17 protein-coding genes are annotated in these 18,807 nt (G+C 63.9%); 11 read left to right on the plus strand and 6 right to left on the minus strand.

Going from position 1 to position 18,807, the window contains the following annotated elements:
* Positions 1–132 precede the first annotated feature (132 nt).
* From VF673_RS00005 to yghU, 6 genes are all read left to right on the plus strand, one after another.
* Positions 133–312 carry a DUF2292 domain-containing protein gene (locus VF673_RS00005; protein ID WP_090538251.1) on the plus strand — a complete coding sequence of 60 codons (180 nt, stop codon included), beginning with the start codon at positions 133–135 and terminating at the stop codon, positions 310–312.
* A 216-nt stretch (positions 313–528) separates the two neighbouring features.
* Positions 529–1,545, plus strand: coding sequence for a sulfate ABC transporter substrate-binding protein (locus tag VF673_RS00010; RefSeq protein WP_218150007.1), 1,017 nt, complete (start codon positions 529–531; stop codon positions 1,543–1,545).
* Between the two features lie 103 nt (positions 1,546–1,648).
* Positions 1,649–2,479 (plus strand): sulfate ABC transporter permease subunit CysT, encoded by an 831-nt coding sequence (gene cysT, locus VF673_RS00015; protein WP_090538426.1) that lies wholly within the window; start codon positions 1,649–1,651, stop codon positions 2,477–2,479.
* Between the two features lie 10 nt (positions 2,480–2,489).
* Positions 2,490–3,380 (plus strand): sulfate ABC transporter permease subunit CysW, encoded by an 891-nt coding sequence (gene cysW, locus VF673_RS00020; protein ID WP_090538247.1) that lies wholly within the window; start codon positions 2,490–2,492, stop codon positions 3,378–3,380.
* Positions 3,381–3,390: 10 nt separating this feature from the next.
* Complete coding sequence (locus tag VF673_RS00025) at positions 3,391–4,467, plus strand: sulfate/molybdate ABC transporter ATP-binding protein (RefSeq protein WP_440290448.1); 1,077 nt, start codon at positions 3,391–3,393, stop codon at positions 4,465–4,467.
* Between the two features lie 101 nt (positions 4,468–4,568).
* The gene (gene yghU / locus VF673_RS00030) at positions 4,569–5,408 is read left to right on the plus strand and encodes a glutathione-dependent disulfide-bond oxidoreductase (protein ID WP_320331788.1); all 840 of its coding nucleotides are present in this window, start codon (positions 4,569–4,571) and stop codon (positions 5,406–5,408) included.
* 744 nt (positions 5,409–6,152) lie between these two features.
* Here yghU and zapE read toward each other — a convergent pair.
* On the minus strand, positions 6,153–7,274 hold the full coding sequence (zapE, locus tag VF673_RS00035) for a cell division protein ZapE (protein WP_440290449.1): 1,122 nt from the start codon (positions 7,272–7,274) through the stop codon (positions 6,153–6,155).
* Between the two features lie 317 nt (positions 7,275–7,591).
* Between zapE and VF673_RS00040 the strand changes: the two genes are divergently transcribed.
* The gene (locus VF673_RS00040; protein ID WP_440290450.1) at positions 7,592–8,374 is read left to right on the plus strand and encodes a class II glutamine amidotransferase; all 783 of its coding nucleotides are present in this window, start codon (positions 7,592–7,594) and stop codon (positions 8,372–8,374) included.
* On the opposite strand, the gene epsC is transcribed toward VF673_RS00040, so the two are convergent.
* The 4 genes from epsC to VF673_RS00060 form a co-directional block, all read right to left on the minus strand.
* The gene (gene epsC, locus VF673_RS00045) at positions 8,375–9,292 is read right to left on the minus strand and encodes a serine O-acetyltransferase EpsC (RefSeq protein ID WP_320331787.1); all 918 of its coding nucleotides are present in this window, start codon (positions 9,290–9,292) and stop codon (positions 8,375–8,377) included. It lies immediately after the preceding gene.
* 97 nt (positions 9,293–9,389) lie between these two features.
* Complete coding sequence (locus tag VF673_RS00050; protein WP_440290451.1) at positions 9,390–10,472, minus strand: TIGR00730 family Rossman fold protein; 1,083 nt, start codon at positions 10,470–10,472, stop codon at positions 9,390–9,392.
* A gap of 42 nt (positions 10,473–10,514) precedes the next feature.
* Positions 10,515–10,913 carry a PA3611 family quorum-sensing-regulated virulence factor gene (locus VF673_RS00055; protein WP_440290452.1) on the minus strand — a complete coding sequence of 133 codons (399 nt, stop codon included), beginning with the start codon at positions 10,911–10,913 and terminating at the stop codon, positions 10,515–10,517.
* Between the two features lie 90 nt (positions 10,914–11,003).
* Positions 11,004–11,933: a DMT family transporter gene (locus VF673_RS00060; RefSeq protein WP_440290453.1), complete on the minus strand. Its 930-nt coding sequence runs from the start codon at positions 11,931–11,933 to the stop codon at positions 11,004–11,006.
* Between the two features lie 178 nt (positions 11,934–12,111).
* Between VF673_RS00060 and VF673_RS00065 the strand changes: the two genes are divergently transcribed.
* The 4 genes from VF673_RS00065 (at position 12,112) to VF673_RS00080 (ending at position 17,443) form a co-directional block, all read left to right on the plus strand.
* The gene (locus VF673_RS00065) at positions 12,112–12,765 is read left to right on the plus strand and encodes a response regulator transcription factor (RefSeq protein ID WP_090538229.1); all 654 of its coding nucleotides are present in this window, start codon (positions 12,112–12,114) and stop codon (positions 12,763–12,765) included.
* A 131-nt stretch (positions 12,766–12,896) separates the two neighbouring features.
* Positions 12,897–16,370, plus strand: coding sequence for a hybrid sensor histidine kinase/response regulator (locus tag VF673_RS00070; RefSeq protein WP_440290454.1), 3,474 nt, complete (start codon positions 12,897–12,899; stop codon positions 16,368–16,370).
* Between the two features lie 27 nt (positions 16,371–16,397).
* Positions 16,398–17,120 carry an AzlC family ABC transporter permease gene (locus VF673_RS00075; RefSeq protein WP_090538225.1) on the plus strand — a complete coding sequence of 241 codons (723 nt, stop codon included), beginning with the start codon at positions 16,398–16,400 and terminating at the stop codon, positions 17,118–17,120.
* Complete coding sequence (locus VF673_RS00080; RefSeq protein WP_320331783.1) at positions 17,117–17,443, plus strand: AzlD domain-containing protein; 327 nt, start codon at positions 17,117–17,119, stop codon at positions 17,441–17,443. Before VF673_RS00075 ends, VF673_RS00080 begins: the two co-directional genes overlap by 4 nt.
* Here VF673_RS00080 and VF673_RS00085 read toward each other — a convergent pair.
* Entirely contained in the window at positions 17,434–18,621 is a 1,188-nt protein-coding gene (locus VF673_RS00085) for an MFS transporter (RefSeq protein WP_177197812.1), read from the minus strand. The genes VF673_RS00080 and VF673_RS00085 overlap by 10 nt on opposite strands.
* Between the last annotated feature and the right edge of the window lie 186 nt (positions 18,622–18,807).

The following is an 18,807-nucleotide window of genomic DNA, read 5'->3' on the forward strand; positions in this document are numbered from 1 at the left end:
TCTAATTTTGTTATTCGAAAAAAGAATATACAAGTTCCAAAATAGTATTTTTCGCTATATCAATTTCCCCTCTAATATCTCCTCCGTCGATACCCCAGGTATCCAGCCCAACCCGCAAACGGAGCAGAGAACATGTCAGCAACAACCCAACTGCATGCGGCGGTGGACGATCAGAAGGTAGTGGCCGTCATCACTGAAGCGCTGCGAAGCATTCAGTTCGGTGCAGTGGAGATCACCCTGCACAACGGCCAGGTGGTGCAGATCGAACGGAAGGAAAAGATCCGTTTCCAGCCCCCGACCCGAGCGTCCTGACACCCGACCACGGGACAGTCCAACTCGCATTTTCATTACTGCCGACTGGATTACCAGAGGTGGCTTACAACATGGATCACATGGAGAGCCCCATGACACGGTGTGCCCTGAACAGTCAGACCAGCTCCTGTAGAAATCTGACCGCACGAATGTGCCGGTAACAGGAACGACTCGACCCGACTTCACATGAAACAGATTTCTACGAGAGTAATGAAAATGAAAAACATCCTGAAAAATACCCTGGCGGGCGCACTGGCCACCCTGATCGCGGGCTCCGCCCTGGCAGCTGACATCAACCTGCTCAACGTGTCCTATGACCCGACCCGTGAGCTGTACCGTGAATACAACGCGGCCTTCAGCAAGTACTGGCAGGCCGAGACCGGGCAGAGCGTCAATGTGCGCCAGTCCCACGGCGGCTCCGGCTCCCAGGCCCGTGCGGTGATCGACGGTCTTGACGCCGATGTGGTTACCCTGGCGCTGGCCTATGACGTGGATGCGCTGCGTCAGCACGCCGACCTGATCCCGGAAAACTGGCAGAGCCGCCTGGCAAACAACAGCTCGCCCTATACCTCCACCATCGTGCTGCTGGTGCGCAAGGGCAACCCGAAGAACATCAAGGACTGGGATGATCTGGTCCGTGACGACGTGGAAGTCATCACCCCCAACCCGAAAACCTCCGGCGGTGCCCGCTGGAACTACCTGGCCGCCTGGGGTTATGCCCTGAAGCAGAACGGCGGTGATGAGGAGAAGGCCTACGAGTTCGTGCGCAAGCTGTTCGCCAACGTGCCGGTACTTGACCCGGGTGCCCGTGGCGCGACCAATACCTTCGTGCAGCGTGGACTGGGTGATGTCTTCATTGCCTGGGAAAACGAGGCCTACCTGTCGGTGGAGCAGCTGGGCAAGGGTGAGTTCGAGATCGTGGTGCCCTCGGTGAGCATTCTGGCCGAACCGCCGGTGACCGTGGTGGACAAGAACGTCGACCGCAAGGGCACCCGTGAGGTTGCCGAGGCGTACCTGCAGTACCTGTACAGTGAGGAAGCCCAGCGGATTGCCGCGCGCAACTACTACCGCCCGAGCAACCCGGAGATCGCCAGGGAGTTTGCCGACAAGTTCGTCGATGTCGAGCTGTTCCGTATCGATGACGTGTTTGGCGGCTGGGAGAAGGCACAGAACGATCATTTCAACGACGGTGGCAAGTTCGACAGCATTCTGGAGAGTCTGACCAAGCGCTGAGGCGCAGGGTCCCGGCTGCCGTAGGAGCGCGGCAGTCGGATACACCAGCTGTTTGATGGATGCCAACCCGGACGCCAACGCCCGGGATCATTTCGAGGTGAACATGTCTACTGCCACCAGAAAACGTAGGGTCATACCCGGTTTCGGGCTGACCATGGGCTTCAGCCTTCTGTATCTGGGTTTCATTTTCCTCATCCCCGTCGGGGGCCTGCTGCTGTACACCTCGATGATGAGCTGGGAGGACTTCTGGAGAGCCGTCAGCCATCCCCAGGTCGTGGCCTCCTACAAACTGTCCTTCTCCGCTTCCCTGATCGGCGCCAGCATCAATCTGGTGTTCGGTGCGCTGGTCGCCTGGGTACTGGTGCGTTACAGCTTCCCGGGCAAGAAAGTGGTCGACGCCCTGGTGGATCTGCCCTTCGCGCTGCCCACGGCGGTAGCCGGGATCGCGCTGGTCACCCTGTACGCCTCCACCGGGTGGGTCGGTCAGTACCTGACCATCTTCGGCATCAAGGTCGCCTATACCCAGCTCGGGGTGGTGGTCGCGCTGACCTACATCGGACTGCCCTTTGTGGTGCGTACCGTGCAGCCGGTGCTGGAGGACCTGGAGGCCGAGCGTGAGGAAGCCTCCGCCAGCCTGGGCGCCAGCCGCTTCACCACCGTCCGCCGGGTGATACTGCCGTCGCTGCTGCCGGCACTGCTGACCGGCTACGCGCTGGCCTTTGCCCGCGCCGTGGGCGAGTACGGTTCGGTGGTATTCATCTCCGGAAACATGCCCTATCGCACCGAAATCACGCCGCTGCTGATCGTCGCCAAGGCTGAGCAGTACGACTATCCGGGTGCTGCCGCCATCGGCACCGTGATGCTCATCGCGGCCTTCCTGTTGCTGCTGCTGATCAATGGTCTGCAGTGGTGGACCCAGCGTCGCGGACTCTGAGGACGACCCCATGACGACACAGACACTTGTACATGTGGCCAATCCGGAGCTGGCCGCGCGCTGGCGCCGCGCCACCGAGGAGCCGGCCTGGGTGCGCTGGACCCTTATCGGCGTTGCGCTCACCTTCCTTGCCCTGTTTCTGGTACTGCCGCTGGCTGTGGTGCTGTACGGCGCCTTCGAGCAGGGCCTGCAGGTCTGGTGGGCGGCGATCAACGAACCCGATGCACTGGCGGCCATCCGCCTGTCGCTGATGGTGGTGCTGATAGTGGTGCCCATCAATCTGGTATTCGGTGTGGCGGCGGCCTGGGCCATCGCCAAGTTCGAGTTCCGCGGCAAGCCGATACTGATTTCGCTGATCGACATGCCCTTTGCCATCTCGCCGGTGGTGGTGGGCCTGATCTTCGTCATCCTGTTCGGCTCCCAGGGCTGGCTGGGCCCCTGGCTGGCCGCCCATGACCTGCGCATCATCTTTGCCGTGCCGGGCATCGTCATAGTGATCGCCTTCGGCACCCTGCCGTTCATTGCCCGGGAGCTGATCCCGCTGATGCAGCAGCAGGGCAAGGAGGAGGAAGAGGCTTCGCTGACCCTGGGCGCCAGCGGCTGGAAGACCTTCTGGTACGTGACCCTGCCGAACATCAAGTGGGGACTGATCTACGGCGTGATCCTGTGCAACGCCCGCGCCCTGGGCGAGTTCGGCGCGGTGGCGGTAGTCTCGGGACGCATCCGTGGCGAGACCAACACCATGCCGCTGCATATCGAGGTGCTCTACAACGAGTACATGTTCACCGCCGCCTTTGCCGTGTCCTCGCTGCTGACCGGCCTGGCGCTGGTCACCATCGCGGTCAAGAGTTTCATCGAGTGGCTGGACGAGCGTCAGCGCCCGGCCGGCGACAGTCATTGAGAGAGCCGACATGAGTATTGAAATCGATCAGGTAAACAAGCGTTTCGGTGATTTTGTCGCCGTCGACAATGTCAGTCTCAGCCTCAATGACGGCGAGCTGACCGCGTTGCTGGGGCCGTCCGGCTCGGGCAAGACCACCCTGCTGCGCATCATTGCAGGGCTGGAGCAGCCCGACAGCGGACGCATCCGCTTCCACGGCCAGGACACCACCGACCTGCACGTGAGTGATCGCGGGGTCGGCTTCGTGTTCCAGCACTACGCCCTGTTCAAGCACATGAGCGTGTTCGAGAACGTCGCCTACGGGCTGACGGTCAAGCCGCGCAGCCAGCGGCCGAGCAAGGCCGAGATCCGCCGCAAGGTCATGCACCTGCTGGAGATGGTGCAGCTGGACTGGACCGCCGACCGGCTGCCGTCGCAGCTCTCGGGTGGGCAGCGTCAGCGTATCGCCCTGGCCCGGGCGCTGGCAATGGAGCCCAGGGTGCTGCTGCTCGACGAACCCTTCGGCGCGCTGGACGCCAAGGTGCGGGCCGAACTGCGCCGCTGGCTGCGCCGTCTGCATGACGAGATCCACGTCACCAGCGTGTTCGTCACCCACGATCAGGAGGAGGCACTGGAAGTGTCCGACCGCGTGGTGGTGATGAACAAGGGCAGGGTGGAACAGGACGGCAGCCCGGAGGAGGTCTACGATAATCCGGCCAACCCCTTCGTCTACGAGTTCCTGGGTAACGTCAATCTGTTCCACGCCCGGGTGCAGGATGGCGTGGCACGTATCGGCAACCTGAATTTCTCGGCACCGGAGTATGCCGGCCAGCGCGAAAGCCGGGCCCTGGCCTACGTCCGTCCCCATGATATCGAGGTGCTGGGCGAACGCCGTGAGGATGCGCTGCACGCGCAGATCGAGCTGGTTTCGGTGGTCGGCCCGACCGTGCGCCTGGAGCTGCGCACCGACAACAGCGAGAACGTGGTGCAGGCGGAACTGAGCAAGCACCGCTACCGCGAACTGGGACTGGTGCAGGGCGGCGATGCCTGGATCCTCCCGGTGAACAGCCGGGTGTTTCTCGAGGACGGTGAGCTGCAGGCCGGCTGATCTGTTCCCCGGCCGGTGGCCTGTGCCGGCGGCCGGGGGTACCATGCTTCCCAAGAGTGTTGCCGGTCGATACCCGACCGGGCGCAAACCGGGAGGATCAGATGAGCAAAGACAGCTACGTACCACCACGGGTCTGGACCTGGGACAAGGACAACGGCGGCCAGTTTGCCAGCATCAACCGGCCCATTGCCGGGGCCACCCACGAGCGTGAGCTGCCGCGTGGCAAGCATCCGCTGCAGCTGTATTCGCTGGCCACGCCCAACGGGGTCAAGGTCACCATCATGCTCGAGGAGCTGCTGGAGGCCGGCTTCAGCGAGGCGGAATACGACGCCTGGCTGATCCGCATCAGCGAGGGCGATCAGTTCGGCAGCGGCTTCGTCGAGATCAACCCCAACTCCAAGATCCCGGCGATGCTCGACACCAGCATGGACCCGCCGCTGCGGTTGTTCGAGTCCGGCTCCATCCTGCTGTATCTGGCGGACAAGTTCGGCGCCTTCATTCCGCAGGACATCCGTGGTCGTACCGAGTGCCTCAACTGGCTGTTCTGGCAGATGGGCAGTGCGCCCTTCGTCGGCGGCGGCTTCGGTCACTTCTACGCCTACGCGCCGGAGAAGTACGAGTACCCGATCAACCGCTACACCATGGAAACCAAGCGTCAACTGGACGTGCTCGATCGGCAGCTGGCCAACAACCCCTATATCGCCGGGGACGAGTACAGCATCGCCGACATGGCCATCTGGCCCTGGTATGGCGGCATAGTGACCAACCAGGTGTACGGCGCCGCCGAATTCCTCGATGCGCAGAGCTATACCCACCTCATGCGCTGGGCCGAGAAGATCGCCGCACGGCCCGCGGTACAGCGCGGCCGCAAGGTCAACCGTACCTGGGGCGAGCTGGACGAACAGGTGCCCGAACGGCACTCCGCCGAGGACTTCGACTAGTTTGTTGTAGGAGCACCCGCCCCGGGTGCGAAGGGTGTAGGCTCGGTGGTTGGGGTTTGGCTCCGCTTTCGCACCGTGGGCGGTGCTCCTACATGAAACCGGGGCTGGCGCAGGAGGCCGGACGGTAGGAGCACCCGCCCCGGGTGCGAATGGGGGCGGGCTCGGGGGTTGTGGTTTGACTCCGCTTTCGCACCGTGGGCGGTGCTCCTACATAAACCAGAGCCGGCGCAGGACCCCGGACGGTACCCGCCCCGGGTGCGAAGGGGGCGGGCTCGGGGGTTGTGGTTTGACTCCGCTTTCGCACCGAGGGCGGTGCTCCTACATGAAACCGGGGCTGGCGCAGGACTCCGGAGGGTAGGAGCACCCGCCCCGGGTGCGAATGGGGGCGGGCTCGGGGGTTGTGGTTTGACTCCGCTTTCGCACCGGGGCGGTGCTCCTACATAAACCAGAGCCGGCGCAGGACCCCGGACGGTACCCGCCCCGGGTGCGAAGGGGGCCGGGGTCGGTGGTTGGGGTTTGATTCCGCTTTCGCACCGGGGCGGTGCTCCTACAGGAAACTGGGCTGGCGCAGGACTCCGGAGGGTAGGAGCACCCGCCCCGGGTGCGAAGGGGGCGGGCTCGGGGGTTGTGGTTTGACTCCGCTTTCGCACCGTGGGCGGTGCTCCTACATGAAACCGGGGCTGGCGCAGGAGGCCGGACGGTAGGAGCACCCGCCCCGGGTGCGAATGCGGGCGTGCGCGGGGGCTACCGGGTCTGGAATCGCACCGACTGCATTTCCCGCAAGCGGCTGAGGGTGCGCTGGAAGGGGAAGGTGAGGGCGCCCTGGGTGTACAGCTCGTCCAGAGGCACTTCCGCTTCGATGTACAACGGCACCCCACGGTCGTAGCACTCATCCACCAGGCCAATCAGCCGGCGCACGCTGTCATCCTGCCTGGACAGCGGAGGCAGCACCCGGTCGCCGGCCTGCACCTGCTCCACGGCATCCTCCGTACCCCGGGCGATACGCACTTCCCGGGCAGGCGCGCTCAGGCGCGGGACCTTGCCCAGCAGCACTGCCGGAAAGCGATCGCACAGGTCGATGAAGTCCAGCGCCGCCAGGGGCCTTTCGCACAGCTCGTCGAAATCGAACCACACAGCTCTGGCGCAGTGGTATCTGGGCCTGACCAGCTGGTGATTCAGCTCGATCGGCTCGTAGTTGCTGTCGATACCCTGGCTGAGCCGGCGGAAGGTCCTTTCCAGCGCCTCCGGGTTCTTTACCCAGTAACGCTGGACCTGCTCGGCCGGGTGCAGGCGGTGGTCCTGGCCGCCGTCCACATTGATCACCTGCATGTGCTTCTTGATGGCATCCAGCGCCGGCAGCAGACGTTCGCGGTTATGGCCGTGCTCGTACAGGCGCTCCGGAGGGATGTTGGAGGTCAGCACCAGCACCAGTCCCTCATCGAACAGGGTGATGAACAGCCGTCCGAGGATGCTGGCATCGCCGATGTCATTGATGAACAGCTCATCGAAGCACAGCACCTTCACCTCGGCGGCCAGTTCCCTGGCGATCACCTTCAACGGATCGACCGTGCCGGTCAGCTCGAACAGGCGCCTGTGCATCCACTGCATGAAGTGATGGAAGTGCTGGCGCCGACTGGGCACCTGCAGACTGCGGTGGAAGATGTCCATCAGCCAGGTCTTGCCCCGGCCGACCGGGCCCCACAGATAGAGGCCACGGCCCTTCAGCCGCCACTTGCCGTGGAGTTGCTGCTGCAGCTGGTCCAGGGCCAGCGCAGCCTGTTTCTGGGCCGGGTCTTCGACGAAGCCCTGTTCAATGGCGGCCTGCCAGCTCTGCAGCGGGCCGGGAATCTGGGTAAGTGCATTCATGGGGCGCTATGGTCGCCCAGGGCGGGAATAAAGCCAAGCGGATCCGGGTTGCAGGTAACGCACGACGGCCGCCCGCGCCGGGCGGACAGCCGTAGCTGCAAGCACGCCTCCGGTGCGAGGAAGTTAATCGCCATCATGGCCAGCGCACGTGTGCCCACTACCAGTGGACTCTCATCGCCGAAGAACGCCGGATTATGGTTGGGCGCGTGCAATGCAGGTTCCTGGCGGTCCCGGATGAGATTTTGCAGTACCATTCCCTTGAAGGTTGACCAGTCTAACCAATAGAAGTCCCGAGGTTTTGTCGGGGGAGTAACTGAATGTGTGAATTGATGGGCATGAGCGCCAATGTGCCGACGGATATCTGTTTCAGCTTTTCCGGGCTGATGCAGCGCGGTGGGCGTACCGGTCCGCATTGCGACGGCTGGGGAGTGGCCTTCTACGAGGGGAGTGGGGTGCGCTGCTTCCATGATCCGGCGCCCTGTCACAGCTCGGCCATTGCCCAGCTGATCGAGAGCTATCCCATCAAATCCGAAAACGTCATCTGCCACATCCGCCAGGCCAATGTCGGACGGGTCACCCTGGCCAATACCCATCCCTTCACCCGGGAGCTGTGGGGCCAGTACTGGACCTTCGCCCACAACGGGCAGATCAATGACTTCGCAGCGGGGGAGGGGCCCTTCCAGCCGGTGGGCAATACCGACAGCGAGGCCATCTTCTGCGATCTGCTCAACCGCCTGCGGGCGCGTTTCACGCAGCACCCGAGCCAGCAGGAGATTCTCGACTGCCTGACCGGCGCCTGTGCCGATTACGCCCGGCGCGGTGTCTGCAACCTGCTGCTGAGCAACGGCGAATGGCTGTTCAGCCTGTGCACCACCAAGCTGTCCTGGATCACCCGCAGGGCGCCGTTCGGCCCGGCGCAGCTACGCGATGTGGAGATGGTGGTGGACTTCCAGGAACACACCACGCCCAATGATGTGGTGACGGTGATCGCCACCGAGCCGCTGACCAGCAACGAGCAGTGGAATACCTGCGAGTCAGGGGAGTGGCGCCTGTGGCAGGGTGGTGAGACCCTGCAACAGGGCAATGTCCTCAAGGACTGATCAGTCGGTGCAGGGCCGGTTCTTCAGGCTGGCCTGGGATACGTTGCTGCCCGGCGGCAGACTGCGGGTAACCCAGACATTGCCGCCGATGATGGAGCCGGCACCTATGGTGATGCGGCCGAGAATGGTTGCTCCGGCGTAGATCACCACATCATCCTCGACGATCGGGTGGCGGGGCTGACCCTTGAGCAGCTTGCCCTCATCGTCAGATTCGAAACGCTTGGCACCCAGGGTCACCGCCTGATAGATGCGTACCCGCTCGCCGATGATGGCGGTTTCGCCGATCACCACACCGGTGCCGTGATCGATGAAGAAGCTCGATCCGATCCGGGCACCGGGGTGGATGTCGATGCCGGTTTCCGAATGAGCCAGTTCACTGATGATCCGCGCCAGCAGGGTCAGGCCTTCCCGGTACAGCAGGTGCGCGAAGCGATGATGGATGACCGCCAGCACGCCGGGATAGCACAGCAGCACCTCGTCCACCGACTTGGCGGCCGGATCGCCGCGGTAGGCGGCCATCACGTCGGTATCGAGGATACGCCGCAGGTGCGGCAGTTCGGCGGCGAAGCGGCGCACTATGTCCCGTGCCTGCTGCAGCAGATCATCGGGATCCAGCGGATTCTTGCGATGGGTGTGACGCAGCTCCAGCATGGCCTGTTGCAGCAACAGGTTGAGCGCCTGATCCAGGGTATGCCCCACATAGAAGTCTTCGTTGGCCTTGCGCAGATCCGCCGGCCCCAGCCGCATGGGGAACAGGGCTCCGGCCAGGGATTCGACTATGCTCTTCATCGCCGTCCGCGACGGCAGCTCACGGTCGCCCGGCTCGTGGGTTCGTCCCTGGGCGCTGCGCCATTCGGAACGGGCTTCGCGCAGCTGCTCGACGATGGTATCGAGCTGCCAGTTGTGGTCGTAGGTCATTTTCTCTCGTTTCTTCGTCGAAAACGTCCCATGGTAGTCACTCCGCAGCGCGGCGCAAAGGGGCGGCGGGCATCTGTTTCGCCCACGCCGGGTTGCGTCAGCGCGGGTCGATCTGGTTTTCCGGCCGGTTCAGCTCGTCGATCAGTTCGCGCAGCCGGCCCTGGGCCCGGGCGTTGAGGGCGAAGGTCAGATGCGCCAGGTGCTGCAGCTCCGGATCTTCCAGAGCCGGCTCGGCAAAGGGCTTCTGGGTAAAGCCACCGCTGGAGCAGATATCCGTGAAGCGGGTATTGAGCATGTCCAGCGCTTCGGGCGTGAGCGGGCGATTCAGGCGGATCAGGTACTGGTCGTTGTGCCAGCGCGATGAGTGGTAATTGCTGTAGAAATGTCGGATACAGTCCATTGCCTGCTCCGGGGAGTCCACCTGCTGCAGCAGCCTAAGGTCGCTGGCCAGAATGTAACCCTCGGCCAGCAACTGATGGTGAAAGAAGTCCAGCAGCGCTGACCAGTAGCCGCCGCCGGGGACGTCGAGCAGTATGATCGGCACCATGGGGCTCTTGCCGGTCTGCACCAGAGTCAGCACTTCCAGGGTTTCATCCAGGGTGCCGAAGCCGCCCGGGCAGAGGACGATGGCATCTGCCTCGCGTACCAGAAACAGCTTGCGCAGGAAGAAGAAGCGGAACGGCATGTCATGTGACGTGCCGGCCACCACGCGGTTGGGCTTCTGCTCGAAGGGCAGGGTGATATTGAAGCTCAGGCTGTTGTCCAGCTCGGCGCCCACATGCACGGCCTCCATGATGCCGCCTCCACCGCCGGTGATAGCCATGAAGTCGTCCTCGGCCAGCAGCCGGCCCATGTGCCGGGCTACGTTGTACAGCTCGCTGTCCACGGGCGTGCGCGCCGATCCGAATACGGTGACCTTGCGCCGCCGCTTGAACTGCTCAAGCCGCGCAAACGCCTCCTCCAATTCGCGGATGGTGTGGCGCATGATCTTGGCGTCCCAGCGGTTGCGGTCAGCCTGGGCCATGCGCACTATGCTCAGGAGCATGTCCTGATACAGCTGGCGGTTGTCGCTGCGGCCGTGGGCCAGATTCAGCAGCTCCTCAACCTTGTCCTGCAGGCCGGTACTCCCGGTCTGCCAGTGGCGGCCGAGATAGTCTGCCGCGTGGGTGTCCTCTGACATACCTGTCCCTTGTGTACTGCTTTCGGATTTCATCTGAACAGGCTACATCGCCTGGCAGTGATCCGCCACGAAACTCTGGGTCAGTATGGGCTGCTGGGTGTCGGTCAGCACGAAGTGATAGGTGAGGGTGGCGCCCATGTCCAGAAGCCGCCGAAAGCGCTGATCGGCACAGACGCTGGCCTGGAGCTGACTGCGCACCAGCAGGGGCTCGCTCTGCATACGGGTGGCGTAATCGGCATCGACACTCAGATGGTTCACCAGCTCCTTGCCCTTGGCGCTGAAGCCCTCGTCGGTAATATGCTCGTTCAGCTGGCGTGGCGTGTCCTTGCTGCTTTGCTGAGCCACGGTACGCAGCGTCTCCTCCAGTCGGGTATCACGCAGAGAAACGGAGTGGGCCGGCAGGGCAACGAGAACAGTGAGTACAGCTATCAGATAACGCATGGGGTCTCCCATCGGGGGCGGTTGCAGCTTGTGGATTACCACTGTGACCATGCAGGCGTGCTCAGGTTCTGCATGGCAACAGAGTTTTTTTCAGGCCTCCTGTGCCCGTCCCCGCTGAGCCTGTCTCTGCTGCCGGCGCTGCTGATAGATGGGCGCCAATTGGGCCACCAGCATGCCGCAGAGCATCAGACTGCAGCCGATGAGGCCGCGCAGACTCAGCATCTCGCCGAGAATCAGCCAGCCGGCCAATGCTGCAAACACGGCCTCAAGACTGAGAATGATCGCAGCATGGGAAGCGATGGCATCCTTCTGGGCCACCACCTGCAGGGTGAACCCTATACCCACTGCGAGAATACCGCCGAAGGCAATCGCCGGGGCTGCCAGCAGTATTGCCGTGAGGTCTGTTTCCTCCAGGGCGGCTGCCAGCATCAGGCTCACCGCAGCGCATACCGTGAACTGGACGAAGGAGACACGGACCGGATCATAGCGTGATGCCAGCATCCCTACCAGCAATACATGCACAGCCCAGCAGGCGGCGCTGGCCAGCTGCAGCACGTCACCCAGCGCCACGCGGTAGTCTGCGGTGACGCTCAACAGCAGCATGCCGGCCACTGCCAGCAGCGCGCCGCACCAGGTACCCAGACCGCTGCGCATGCCGACGATCAGACCGAATACCGGCACCAGGATCACATAGAAGCCGGTGATGAATCCGGAATTGGTGACCGTGGTGAACAGCAGGCCGATCTGCTGCAGGTTGATGCCGATGGTCAGCACCGCGCCGAGCAGCATGCTGCCCAGCAGCATGGGGCGGCTGAACCGGCGGTGCGCCTGCTCGGCGCCGCTCGGGCGGGCCAGCAGCACCAGCGGCAGTATCACCAGGCAGCCGAGGGCAAAGCGCAGCCCGGTATAAAGGAATGGGCCGATATGCTCCATGCCCAGACTCTGGGCCACGAAGGTGGTGCCCCAGATCAGGGCGGTCAGCAGCATCAGGGCATCGGCCCGGAGGGTACGGCGTTTCATCGAGTTCTCAGGTCCGGCGAAAAGCCGGGATTATGCGCCCGGCGTGGCAGGAAAGACAGTGCCGCCAACCGGCCGGGCCCGCGGCTTGGTTGACGGTTGGGGTCACCGGTGTCAGGCTTGTAACCCTGACATGATGGCTCACCTCGATACAGTCTGATAAGCGGGCAGGAAGCAAGGCATGGGGACAACCTACGAGATTCTGATCGCCGATGATCACCCACTTTTCCGTAGCGCGTTGTTTCAGGCACTCAACACCGGTCTGAACGGGGATATCCGTCTCACCGAAGCCGGTTCCATCGCCGAACTCCAGTCACTGCTGGAGCAGCGCAGCGACTGGGATCTGGTGCTGCTGGATCTGAACATGCCCGGTGCCCATGGCTTTTCCGGACTGGTGCTGCTGCGCAGCCAGTTCCCCCAGATCCCGGTAATCGTGGTCTCCGCCCAGGAAGAGGCGGCGGTGGTGCGCCGCGCCCGTGACTTCGGGGCCAGCGGCTTCATCCCCAAATCCTCCAGTCTGGAGATCATACAGAGCTCGGTTCAGGATGTGCTGGACGGCGATACCTGCTGGCCGTCCCAGGTCGATGATCAGGTATCGCCGCTGAGCAGCGAACAGGAAGCCATCAGCAGTCAGCTGGCCAGCCTGACGCCCCAGCAGTTCCGGGTGCTGAGCATGGTCTGCGATGGCCTGCTGAACAAGCAGATCGCCTATGAATTGCAGGTATCCGAAGCGACCGTCAAGGCCCACGTGACTGCCATATTCCGCAAGCTCGGCGTGCGTACCCGTACCCAGGCGGCGCTGGCGCTGCAGCAGATGGAACTGTCGCGCTCATAGCAGCCCATCGCGGGGCGGTAAACACGACGGCAGGGCGGTGCGCTTCGACTTAGGTCTGGGGGGTAACCTATGGGAAAAATGGTCGTCGCCTGCCAGACTATGCCGCCGTTACACGAGTTGAGATCCACCCCATGATGCTCTCCGGTGGGCTGGTTGCGTCCACGTTCCTCATTTACATAGCTTGCCTGTTCGCCATCGCCTTCTGGGGGGATCGGCAGACCGGGGAGTTCGGCCCGCGTCTGCGTGTGTGGGTCTACAGCCTGTCGATTGCCGTCTGGTGTACCAGCTGGACCTTTTTCGGCGCCGTCGGCATGGCCGCCGGTCAGATCTGGGACTTTCTGCCGATCTACATCGGGCCCATCATCCTGTGTTTCTTCGGCTGGCGTCTGATCGCCCGCATGCTTGTCATCAGCAAGCAGGAGAACATCACTTCCATCGCCGACTTCATCGCCTCGCGCTACGGCAAGTCGCAGGGTCTGGGCGTGATCATCACGCTGATCTGTCTGATCAGCGTACTGCCCTACATTGCCCTCCAGCTCAAGAGCATAGTGCTGGGCTTCAACCTGCTCACCGGCACCGGCGTATCGCTCACCGGCGGCGACAGTCGCAGTCCCGAGGAAACCGCGCTGGTGGTGACCCTGCTGCTGGCCCTGTTCACCATCCTGTTCGGTACTCGCAGCCTGGATGTGACCGAGCACCACCGGGGCATGATGCTGGCAATTGCCTTCGAGTCGCTGGTCAAGCTGCTGGCCTTCATTGCGGTCGGTATCTTTGTCACCTTCATGCTGTTCGGCGGGGTCACGGATCTGTTCGACCGGGCACTGAACAGTCCCGAGCTGACGGACTACTGGCAGCGCGAAACGCTGCATCTGAACCTGGTGTTCCAGACCTTCATCGCGATACTGGCGTTTCTCTGCCTGCCTCGGCAGTTCCAGGTTGCGGTGGTGGAGAACATCCGCTCCGGGGACCTGCGCGTGGCGCGCTGGGTATTCCCTGCCTATCTGCTGCTGGCGGGCATCTTCGTGATACCGATCAGTCTGGCCGGGCAGCTGAACTTCGGCACCGGCATCACACCGGATTCCTATGTGATCAACCTGCCGCTGTTCGAAGGCAGACCGATCCTGGCGCTGGCGGCGTTTCTCGGCGGTGCCTCGGCGGCAACCGGCATGGTGATCGTGGCGGCCATTGCCCTGAGTACCATGGTGTCCAACGATGTGGTCATGCCGCTGCTGCTGCGCCATCGCAAGCAGCAGAAGCGCTCCTATGAGGAATTCCGCGGCTGGATGCTCAACCTGCGCCGCAGTGCCATCCTCATCATCCTGCTGCTGGCCTATGTGGTCTACCGGCTGATCGGTTCCGCCGGCAGTCTGGCCAATACCGGGCAGATCGCCTTTGCCGCCATTGCTCAGCTGGCCCCGGCCATGTTCGGTGCGCTGATCTGGAAGCATGCCAACCGCACCGGCGTTTATGCCGGTCTGTTCGTCGGCATGAGCCTGTGGTTCCTGCTGCTGGTACTGCCGCTGCTGGGCATTGCCGCCGAGGGCGACTGGCCGGTGCTGAGTCGGCTCTACGAGGATGCCTTCGGCCTGCCGCTGGATGCCATTACCCTGGGCAGCATCATTGCCCTGAGTTGCAACTTCCTGATCTTCGTGGTGGCGTCCATGGTCACCCGTACCCGGGTGGTGGAGCACTGGCAGGCCAGCCGCTTCGTCAGCCTGGATGACGAGATGGACCGTGGCCCCAGCCGCGCCATGCTGCGGGTCACAGTCGAGGACCTGCTGATGCTCGCCGCCCGCTTCATCGGCGAGGAGCGGGCGCGGGCCGGCTTCGAGCGCTTTGCCGAGGCCCAGGAAGTGCCCTTCAACCCCGCCCAGGTGGCCGACAGCAACTGGATCACCCAGACCGAGCGTCTGCTTGCCGGGGTGCTGGGGGCTTCCTCGGCGCGGGTGGTGGTGAAGGCGGCGATCGAAGGCCGGGACATGCACTTCGAGGATGTGGTGCGCATCGTCGACGAGGCCTCCGAGGTGCTGCAGTTCAATCGTGGCCTGCTGCAGGGCGCGATCGAGAATATCACCCAGGGCATCAGCGTGGTGGACAAGGAGCTGCGTCTGGTGGCCTGGAACCAGCGCTATCTGGAAATGTTCCAGTATCCGGAGGGGCTGATCACCATAGGTCGGCCGATTGCCGATCTGATCCTGTGCAATGCCCGGCGCGGCCTCTGTGGTCCGGGCGACCCTTACATGCACATGGAAAAGCGCGTGAACTGGATGCGCCGCGGCACGGCCCACCGCTCCGAGCGTCTGTTTCCCTCCGGGCGGGTGATCGAGATCATCGGCAACCCCATGCCCGGCGGCGGCTTCGTCATGAGCTTCACCGACATCACCGCCTTCCGCAAGGCCGAGCAGGCGCTCAAGGAAGCCAACGAGAGCCTGGAGCAGCGGGTGGCCGAGCGTACCCGGGAACTGTCCGAACTGAACCAGGCGCTGACGGTGGCCAAGGCACAGACCGAGCAGGCCAGTCAGTCCAAGGGGCGCTTCCTGATGGCGGTCAGTCATGACCTGATGCAGCCGATGAACGCTGCGCGGCTGTTCTCCGCCTCGCTCATGCACCAAGCGAACCTGCCGCCGGAGGCCCAGCAGCTGGTGCGCCATCTGGATACCTCCCTGCGCTCGGCCGAGGACCTGATCTCCGACCTGCTGGACCTGTCCCGGCTGGAGTCTGGGCGGATCATCCCCGAGTGGAGCGACTTCGTGCTGACCGAGCTGATCGAGCCCCTGCGCATCGAGTTCGGCGCACTGGCCTCGGAGCAGGGCGTGGACCTGCGGGTGCACAGCAGCCGGTTGCGGGTGCGCAGTGATATCCGTCTGCTGCGCCGGGTGTTGCAGAACTTCATGACCAACGCCTTCCGCTATGCAGGCAATTCCCGGGTGGTGCTGGGCATGCGTCGTCTGCCGGATGCGGTGCGCATCGAGGTCTGGGATCAGGGCCCGGGTATCCCGCGGGACAAGCTGCAGACCATCTTCGAGGAATTCCAGCGTCTGGATAACCACCGCACCCAGGCGGAGAAGGGGCTGGGCCTCGGGCTGGCCATCGCCGATGGTCTGTGTCGGGTGCTGGGTCACGAGCTGGCGGTACGTTCCTGGCCGGGCAAGGGCAGCGTGTTCAGCGTCACCGTGCCGGTGGCGCGCTACGACCGCAACCCGCGCAGCGCTCGCACGCCCAGCGTGCCCGTGCTCAGCGGCGCCCAGATACTGTGCATCGACAACGAGGCGACCATCCTTACCGGCATGCAGAGTCTGCTCAGCCGCTGGCAGTGCAATGTCGCCGTGGCCCGCGACCGCGCCGAGGTGCAGGCGGTACTGGAGCGTGGCTTCGTACCGGAGCTGGTGCTGGCCGACTACCATCTGGATAATGGCGACACCGGCCTGGAGTTGATGGGCTGGCTGCGCGAGCAGATCAATCCGGAGTTGCCCGGTGTGGTCATCAGCGCGGATGGTCGTAACGAGCTGGTCACCCAGATCCGCCTGCACGGGCTGGACTACCTGCCCAAGCCGGTCAAGCCGGCGGCGCTGCGGGCACTGATCAGCCGCTACGTCAGTCTGTAGAACCCTCTGAGATGTAACGGGAGCAGAATGTCATCTTCTCGGCAGTTCCTGCTGGGCATGCGGGACACCATCCCCATGCTGGTCGGCGCCGTCCCCTTCGGCATTGTCTACGGCACGCTGGCGGTCGCCTCGGGCCTCAGCGTGGCCGCCACCCTGGCCATGTCCCTGCTGGTGTTCGCCGGCTCGGCGCAGTTCGTCGCCGCCAGTCTGGTGGCCAGCGGCACCAGCCTGACGGTGATCCTGCTGACCACCCTGATCGTCAACCTGCGGCACCTGCTGTACAGCGCCAGCCTGCTGCCCTTCGTCCGCCATCTGCCGCAGCGCTGGCGGGCGCCGCTGGCCTTCTGGCTGACCGATGAGAGCTTTGCCGTGGTGCACCGGCACTACCTGCTGGATGACAGTCCGGTGGAGCGCAAGCACTGGTACTTCCTCGGCTCCTGCCTGGCCATGTACAGCCTGTGGTTCGCCTGCACCCTGATCGGCGTGTTGCTGGGTCAGGCGCTGCCGAGCCTGGGCGACTGGGGCCTGGATTTCGCCATGATCGCCACCTTCATCGGCATAGTGGTGCCGCTGCTGCGCAACCGGCCGATGATCGTTGCGGCGCTGGTGGCCAGCGCGGTGGCGGTCGCCGCCCACGGTCTGCCGTACAAGCTTGGACTGATGCTGGCGGCGCTGCTGGGTGTCTGTGCCGGTGTGATCAGCCAGCGCCTGGCCGAGCGCGGCAAGCCGGCGCAGGAGGAGGCGGCATGAGCGGCTTCGAGATCGGGCTTATCCTGGGTATGGCGATCATCACCTTTGCCATACGCTATACCCTGTTTGCCGTGGGCCACCGGGTGCGCTTCAGCCCGCTGGTGGTGCAGGCGCTGACCTATGTGCCGGTCGCCGTGCTGTCAGCCATCGTCGTGCCGGTGATGCTGATGCCGGAGGGAGAAGGGCTGCAGCTGTCTTTGCACAACCACTATCTGGTCGGCGGAGTAGCCGCCATTCTCATCGCTGCACGCTGGCGCAATCTGCTGGCGACCATTGCCGGCGGCATCCTGTGCTTCTTCCTGTGGCGCTGGTTCTACGGCTGAACCCGCCTGCGGGTGCACATCAGCGCGACGGCGGCCAGTGAGATCAGCACGGTGAACCCCAGCATGCTGTTGACCATGCCCAGCCGGTCGCTGGCAAAACCCAGCCCCAGCACCACGGTGGCCATGGTCAGGTAGGCGGCGAGATAGAACGCCGAGGTCATGCCGCCGCGCTCGGCCGGCGGTGCCGAGCGGGCAATGGTGACGGTGGCGATCACACCTATGGTGCCGGCGCCGGTTGCGGTCATCACCGTGGCCAGGGTGAACAGCCAGACCGAGCCCAGCAGAACGGCGCCGGCCATGGCGGCCAGACCCATGATCAGCAGCAGCGGACCGGCAAGGATCAATCGGGTGAGCGGCTGGCGCTGGGCGGCAAACTGGGTGATGCCCGCCACCAGCTGCCAGCCGGCAGCAAACAGCCCGGCCAGCGCCAGATCACTGACACCCGCCAGTTCCCGCGCCATGCTCGGCCCGAGCGAGGAATAGAGGCTGCCGGTGGACCAGGCCAGGCAGATGGCCGAGGCGGCGAAGACGAACACACCCAGCAGCGGACGCGGCACCTTGATCGGTGTCGGCCGCCATTTGCGCAGCCGGAAATCCGGGTGGCGCTGACCAAGCCCCGCCGGCCAGGGCGCTTTCAGCAGCAGTATCAGGCACAGCAGCACCAGAGCGATGACTACCAGAAAGGGCCAGACATGGGCATGGCTGGTCCAGCGCAGGGCCAGCGAGCTGGTGGTCGGCCCCAGGGACGCGCCCAGGGTAAAGGCCAGCGCCGCAAAGGTTGCGCCCCGGGCCCAGTTACCATCGGTCATCATCTCCACCACGGCTGCGGTGGCGGCGCCGGTCACCAGGCCGGTGCCGATGCCGGTAATCAGTCGCGCCACGCCCAGATGGTTGATGTTGCCGGCGAACATGAACAGCGTCGAGCCCACCAGAATGAACAGCAGCCCGGGAATCACCATCTGCCGGCGCCCGATCTGGTCGGACAGCGAGCCCATGGTCAGCAGTGTCAGCACCACGCCCAGCACGTACACCGAAAACACCGCCGTCAGCGCAGTGGAGGAAAAGCCCCAGGCCTGCTGCCAGACGGCATACAGCGGTGTCGGCAGGTGGCTGGCGAAGATGGTGGTGAAGATCGCCAGCAGGCAGGCGCCCATTGCGAGGCGTGGCGACTGCATCATCGGCAGACAGCAGCCGACAGAGGCTGCGGGGCAGGGAAGAGGCTGGGCATACCTGTACGGTCTCCTTGTGGCCTGCACCGGGCAGGGCAGGTTGTCCGGCATGGGCGAGGGCCTGCCATTATCGCAGATCCCGCAATAGCATGAACATCACAGCCAGTATCAGGATCGCTTATGTACAGGCGCGGC

Origin of the sequence: Halopseudomonas sp. Lyrl_26, from assembly GCF_051948695.1 — a bacterium.
GTDB lineage: Bacteria > Pseudomonadota > Gammaproteobacteria > Pseudomonadales > Pseudomonadaceae > Halopseudomonas > Halopseudomonas formosensis.

What these genes read in the sequence shown, in the direction of transcription:
- VF673_RS00005 (WP_090538251.1), top strand. Translation starts at nt 133, where the DNA reads ATGTCAGCAACAACCCAACTGCATGCGGCGGTGGACGATCAGAAGGTA.
- VF673_RS00010 (WP_218150007.1), top strand. Translation starts at nt 529, where the DNA reads ATGAAAAACATCCTGAAAAATACCCTGGCGGGCGCACTGGCCACCCTG.
- cysT (WP_090538426.1), top strand. Translation starts at nt 1,649, where the DNA reads ATGTCTACTGCCACCAGAAAACGTAGGGTCATACCCGGTTTCGGGCTG.
- cysW (WP_090538247.1), top strand. Translation starts at nt 2,490, where the DNA reads ATGACGACACAGACACTTGTACATGTGGCCAATCCGGAGCTGGCCGCG.
- VF673_RS00025 (WP_440290448.1), top strand. Translation starts at nt 3,391, where the DNA reads ATGAGTATTGAAATCGATCAGGTAAACAAGCGTTTCGGTGATTTTGTC.
- yghU (WP_320331788.1), top strand. Translation starts at nt 4,569, where the DNA reads ATGAGCAAAGACAGCTACGTACCACCACGGGTCTGGACCTGGGACAAG.
- zapE (WP_440290449.1), bottom strand. Translation starts at nt 7,274, where the DNA reads ATGAATGCACTTACCCAGATTCCCGGCCCGCTGCAGAGCTGGCAGGCC.
- VF673_RS00040 (WP_440290450.1), top strand. Translation starts at nt 7,592, where the DNA reads ATGTGTGAATTGATGGGCATGAGCGCCAATGTGCCGACGGATATCTGT.
- epsC (WP_320331787.1), bottom strand. Translation starts at nt 9,292, where the DNA reads ATGACCTACGACCACAACTGGCAGCTCGATACCATCGTCGAGCAGCTG.
- VF673_RS00050 (WP_440290451.1), bottom strand. Translation starts at nt 10,472, where the DNA reads ATGTCAGAGGACACCCACGCGGCAGACTATCTCGGCCGCCACTGGCAG.
- VF673_RS00055 (WP_440290452.1), bottom strand. Translation starts at nt 10,913, where the DNA reads ATGCGTTATCTGATAGCTGTACTCACTGTTCTCGTTGCCCTGCCGGCC.
- VF673_RS00060 (WP_440290453.1), bottom strand. Translation starts at nt 11,933, where the DNA reads ATGAAACGCCGTACCCTCCGGGCCGATGCCCTGATGCTGCTGACCGCC.
- VF673_RS00065 (WP_090538229.1), top strand. Translation starts at nt 12,112, where the DNA reads ATGGGGACAACCTACGAGATTCTGATCGCCGATGATCACCCACTTTTC.
- VF673_RS00070 (WP_440290454.1), top strand. Translation starts at nt 12,897, where the DNA reads ATGATGCTCTCCGGTGGGCTGGTTGCGTCCACGTTCCTCATTTACATA.
- VF673_RS00075 (WP_090538225.1), top strand. Translation starts at nt 16,398, where the DNA reads ATGTCATCTTCTCGGCAGTTCCTGCTGGGCATGCGGGACACCATCCCC.
- VF673_RS00080 (WP_320331783.1), top strand. Translation starts at nt 17,117, where the DNA reads ATGAGCGGCTTCGAGATCGGGCTTATCCTGGGTATGGCGATCATCACC.
- VF673_RS00085 (WP_177197812.1), bottom strand. Translation starts at nt 18,621, where the DNA reads ATGATGCAGTCGCCACGCCTCGCAATGGGCGCCTGCCTGCTGGCGATC.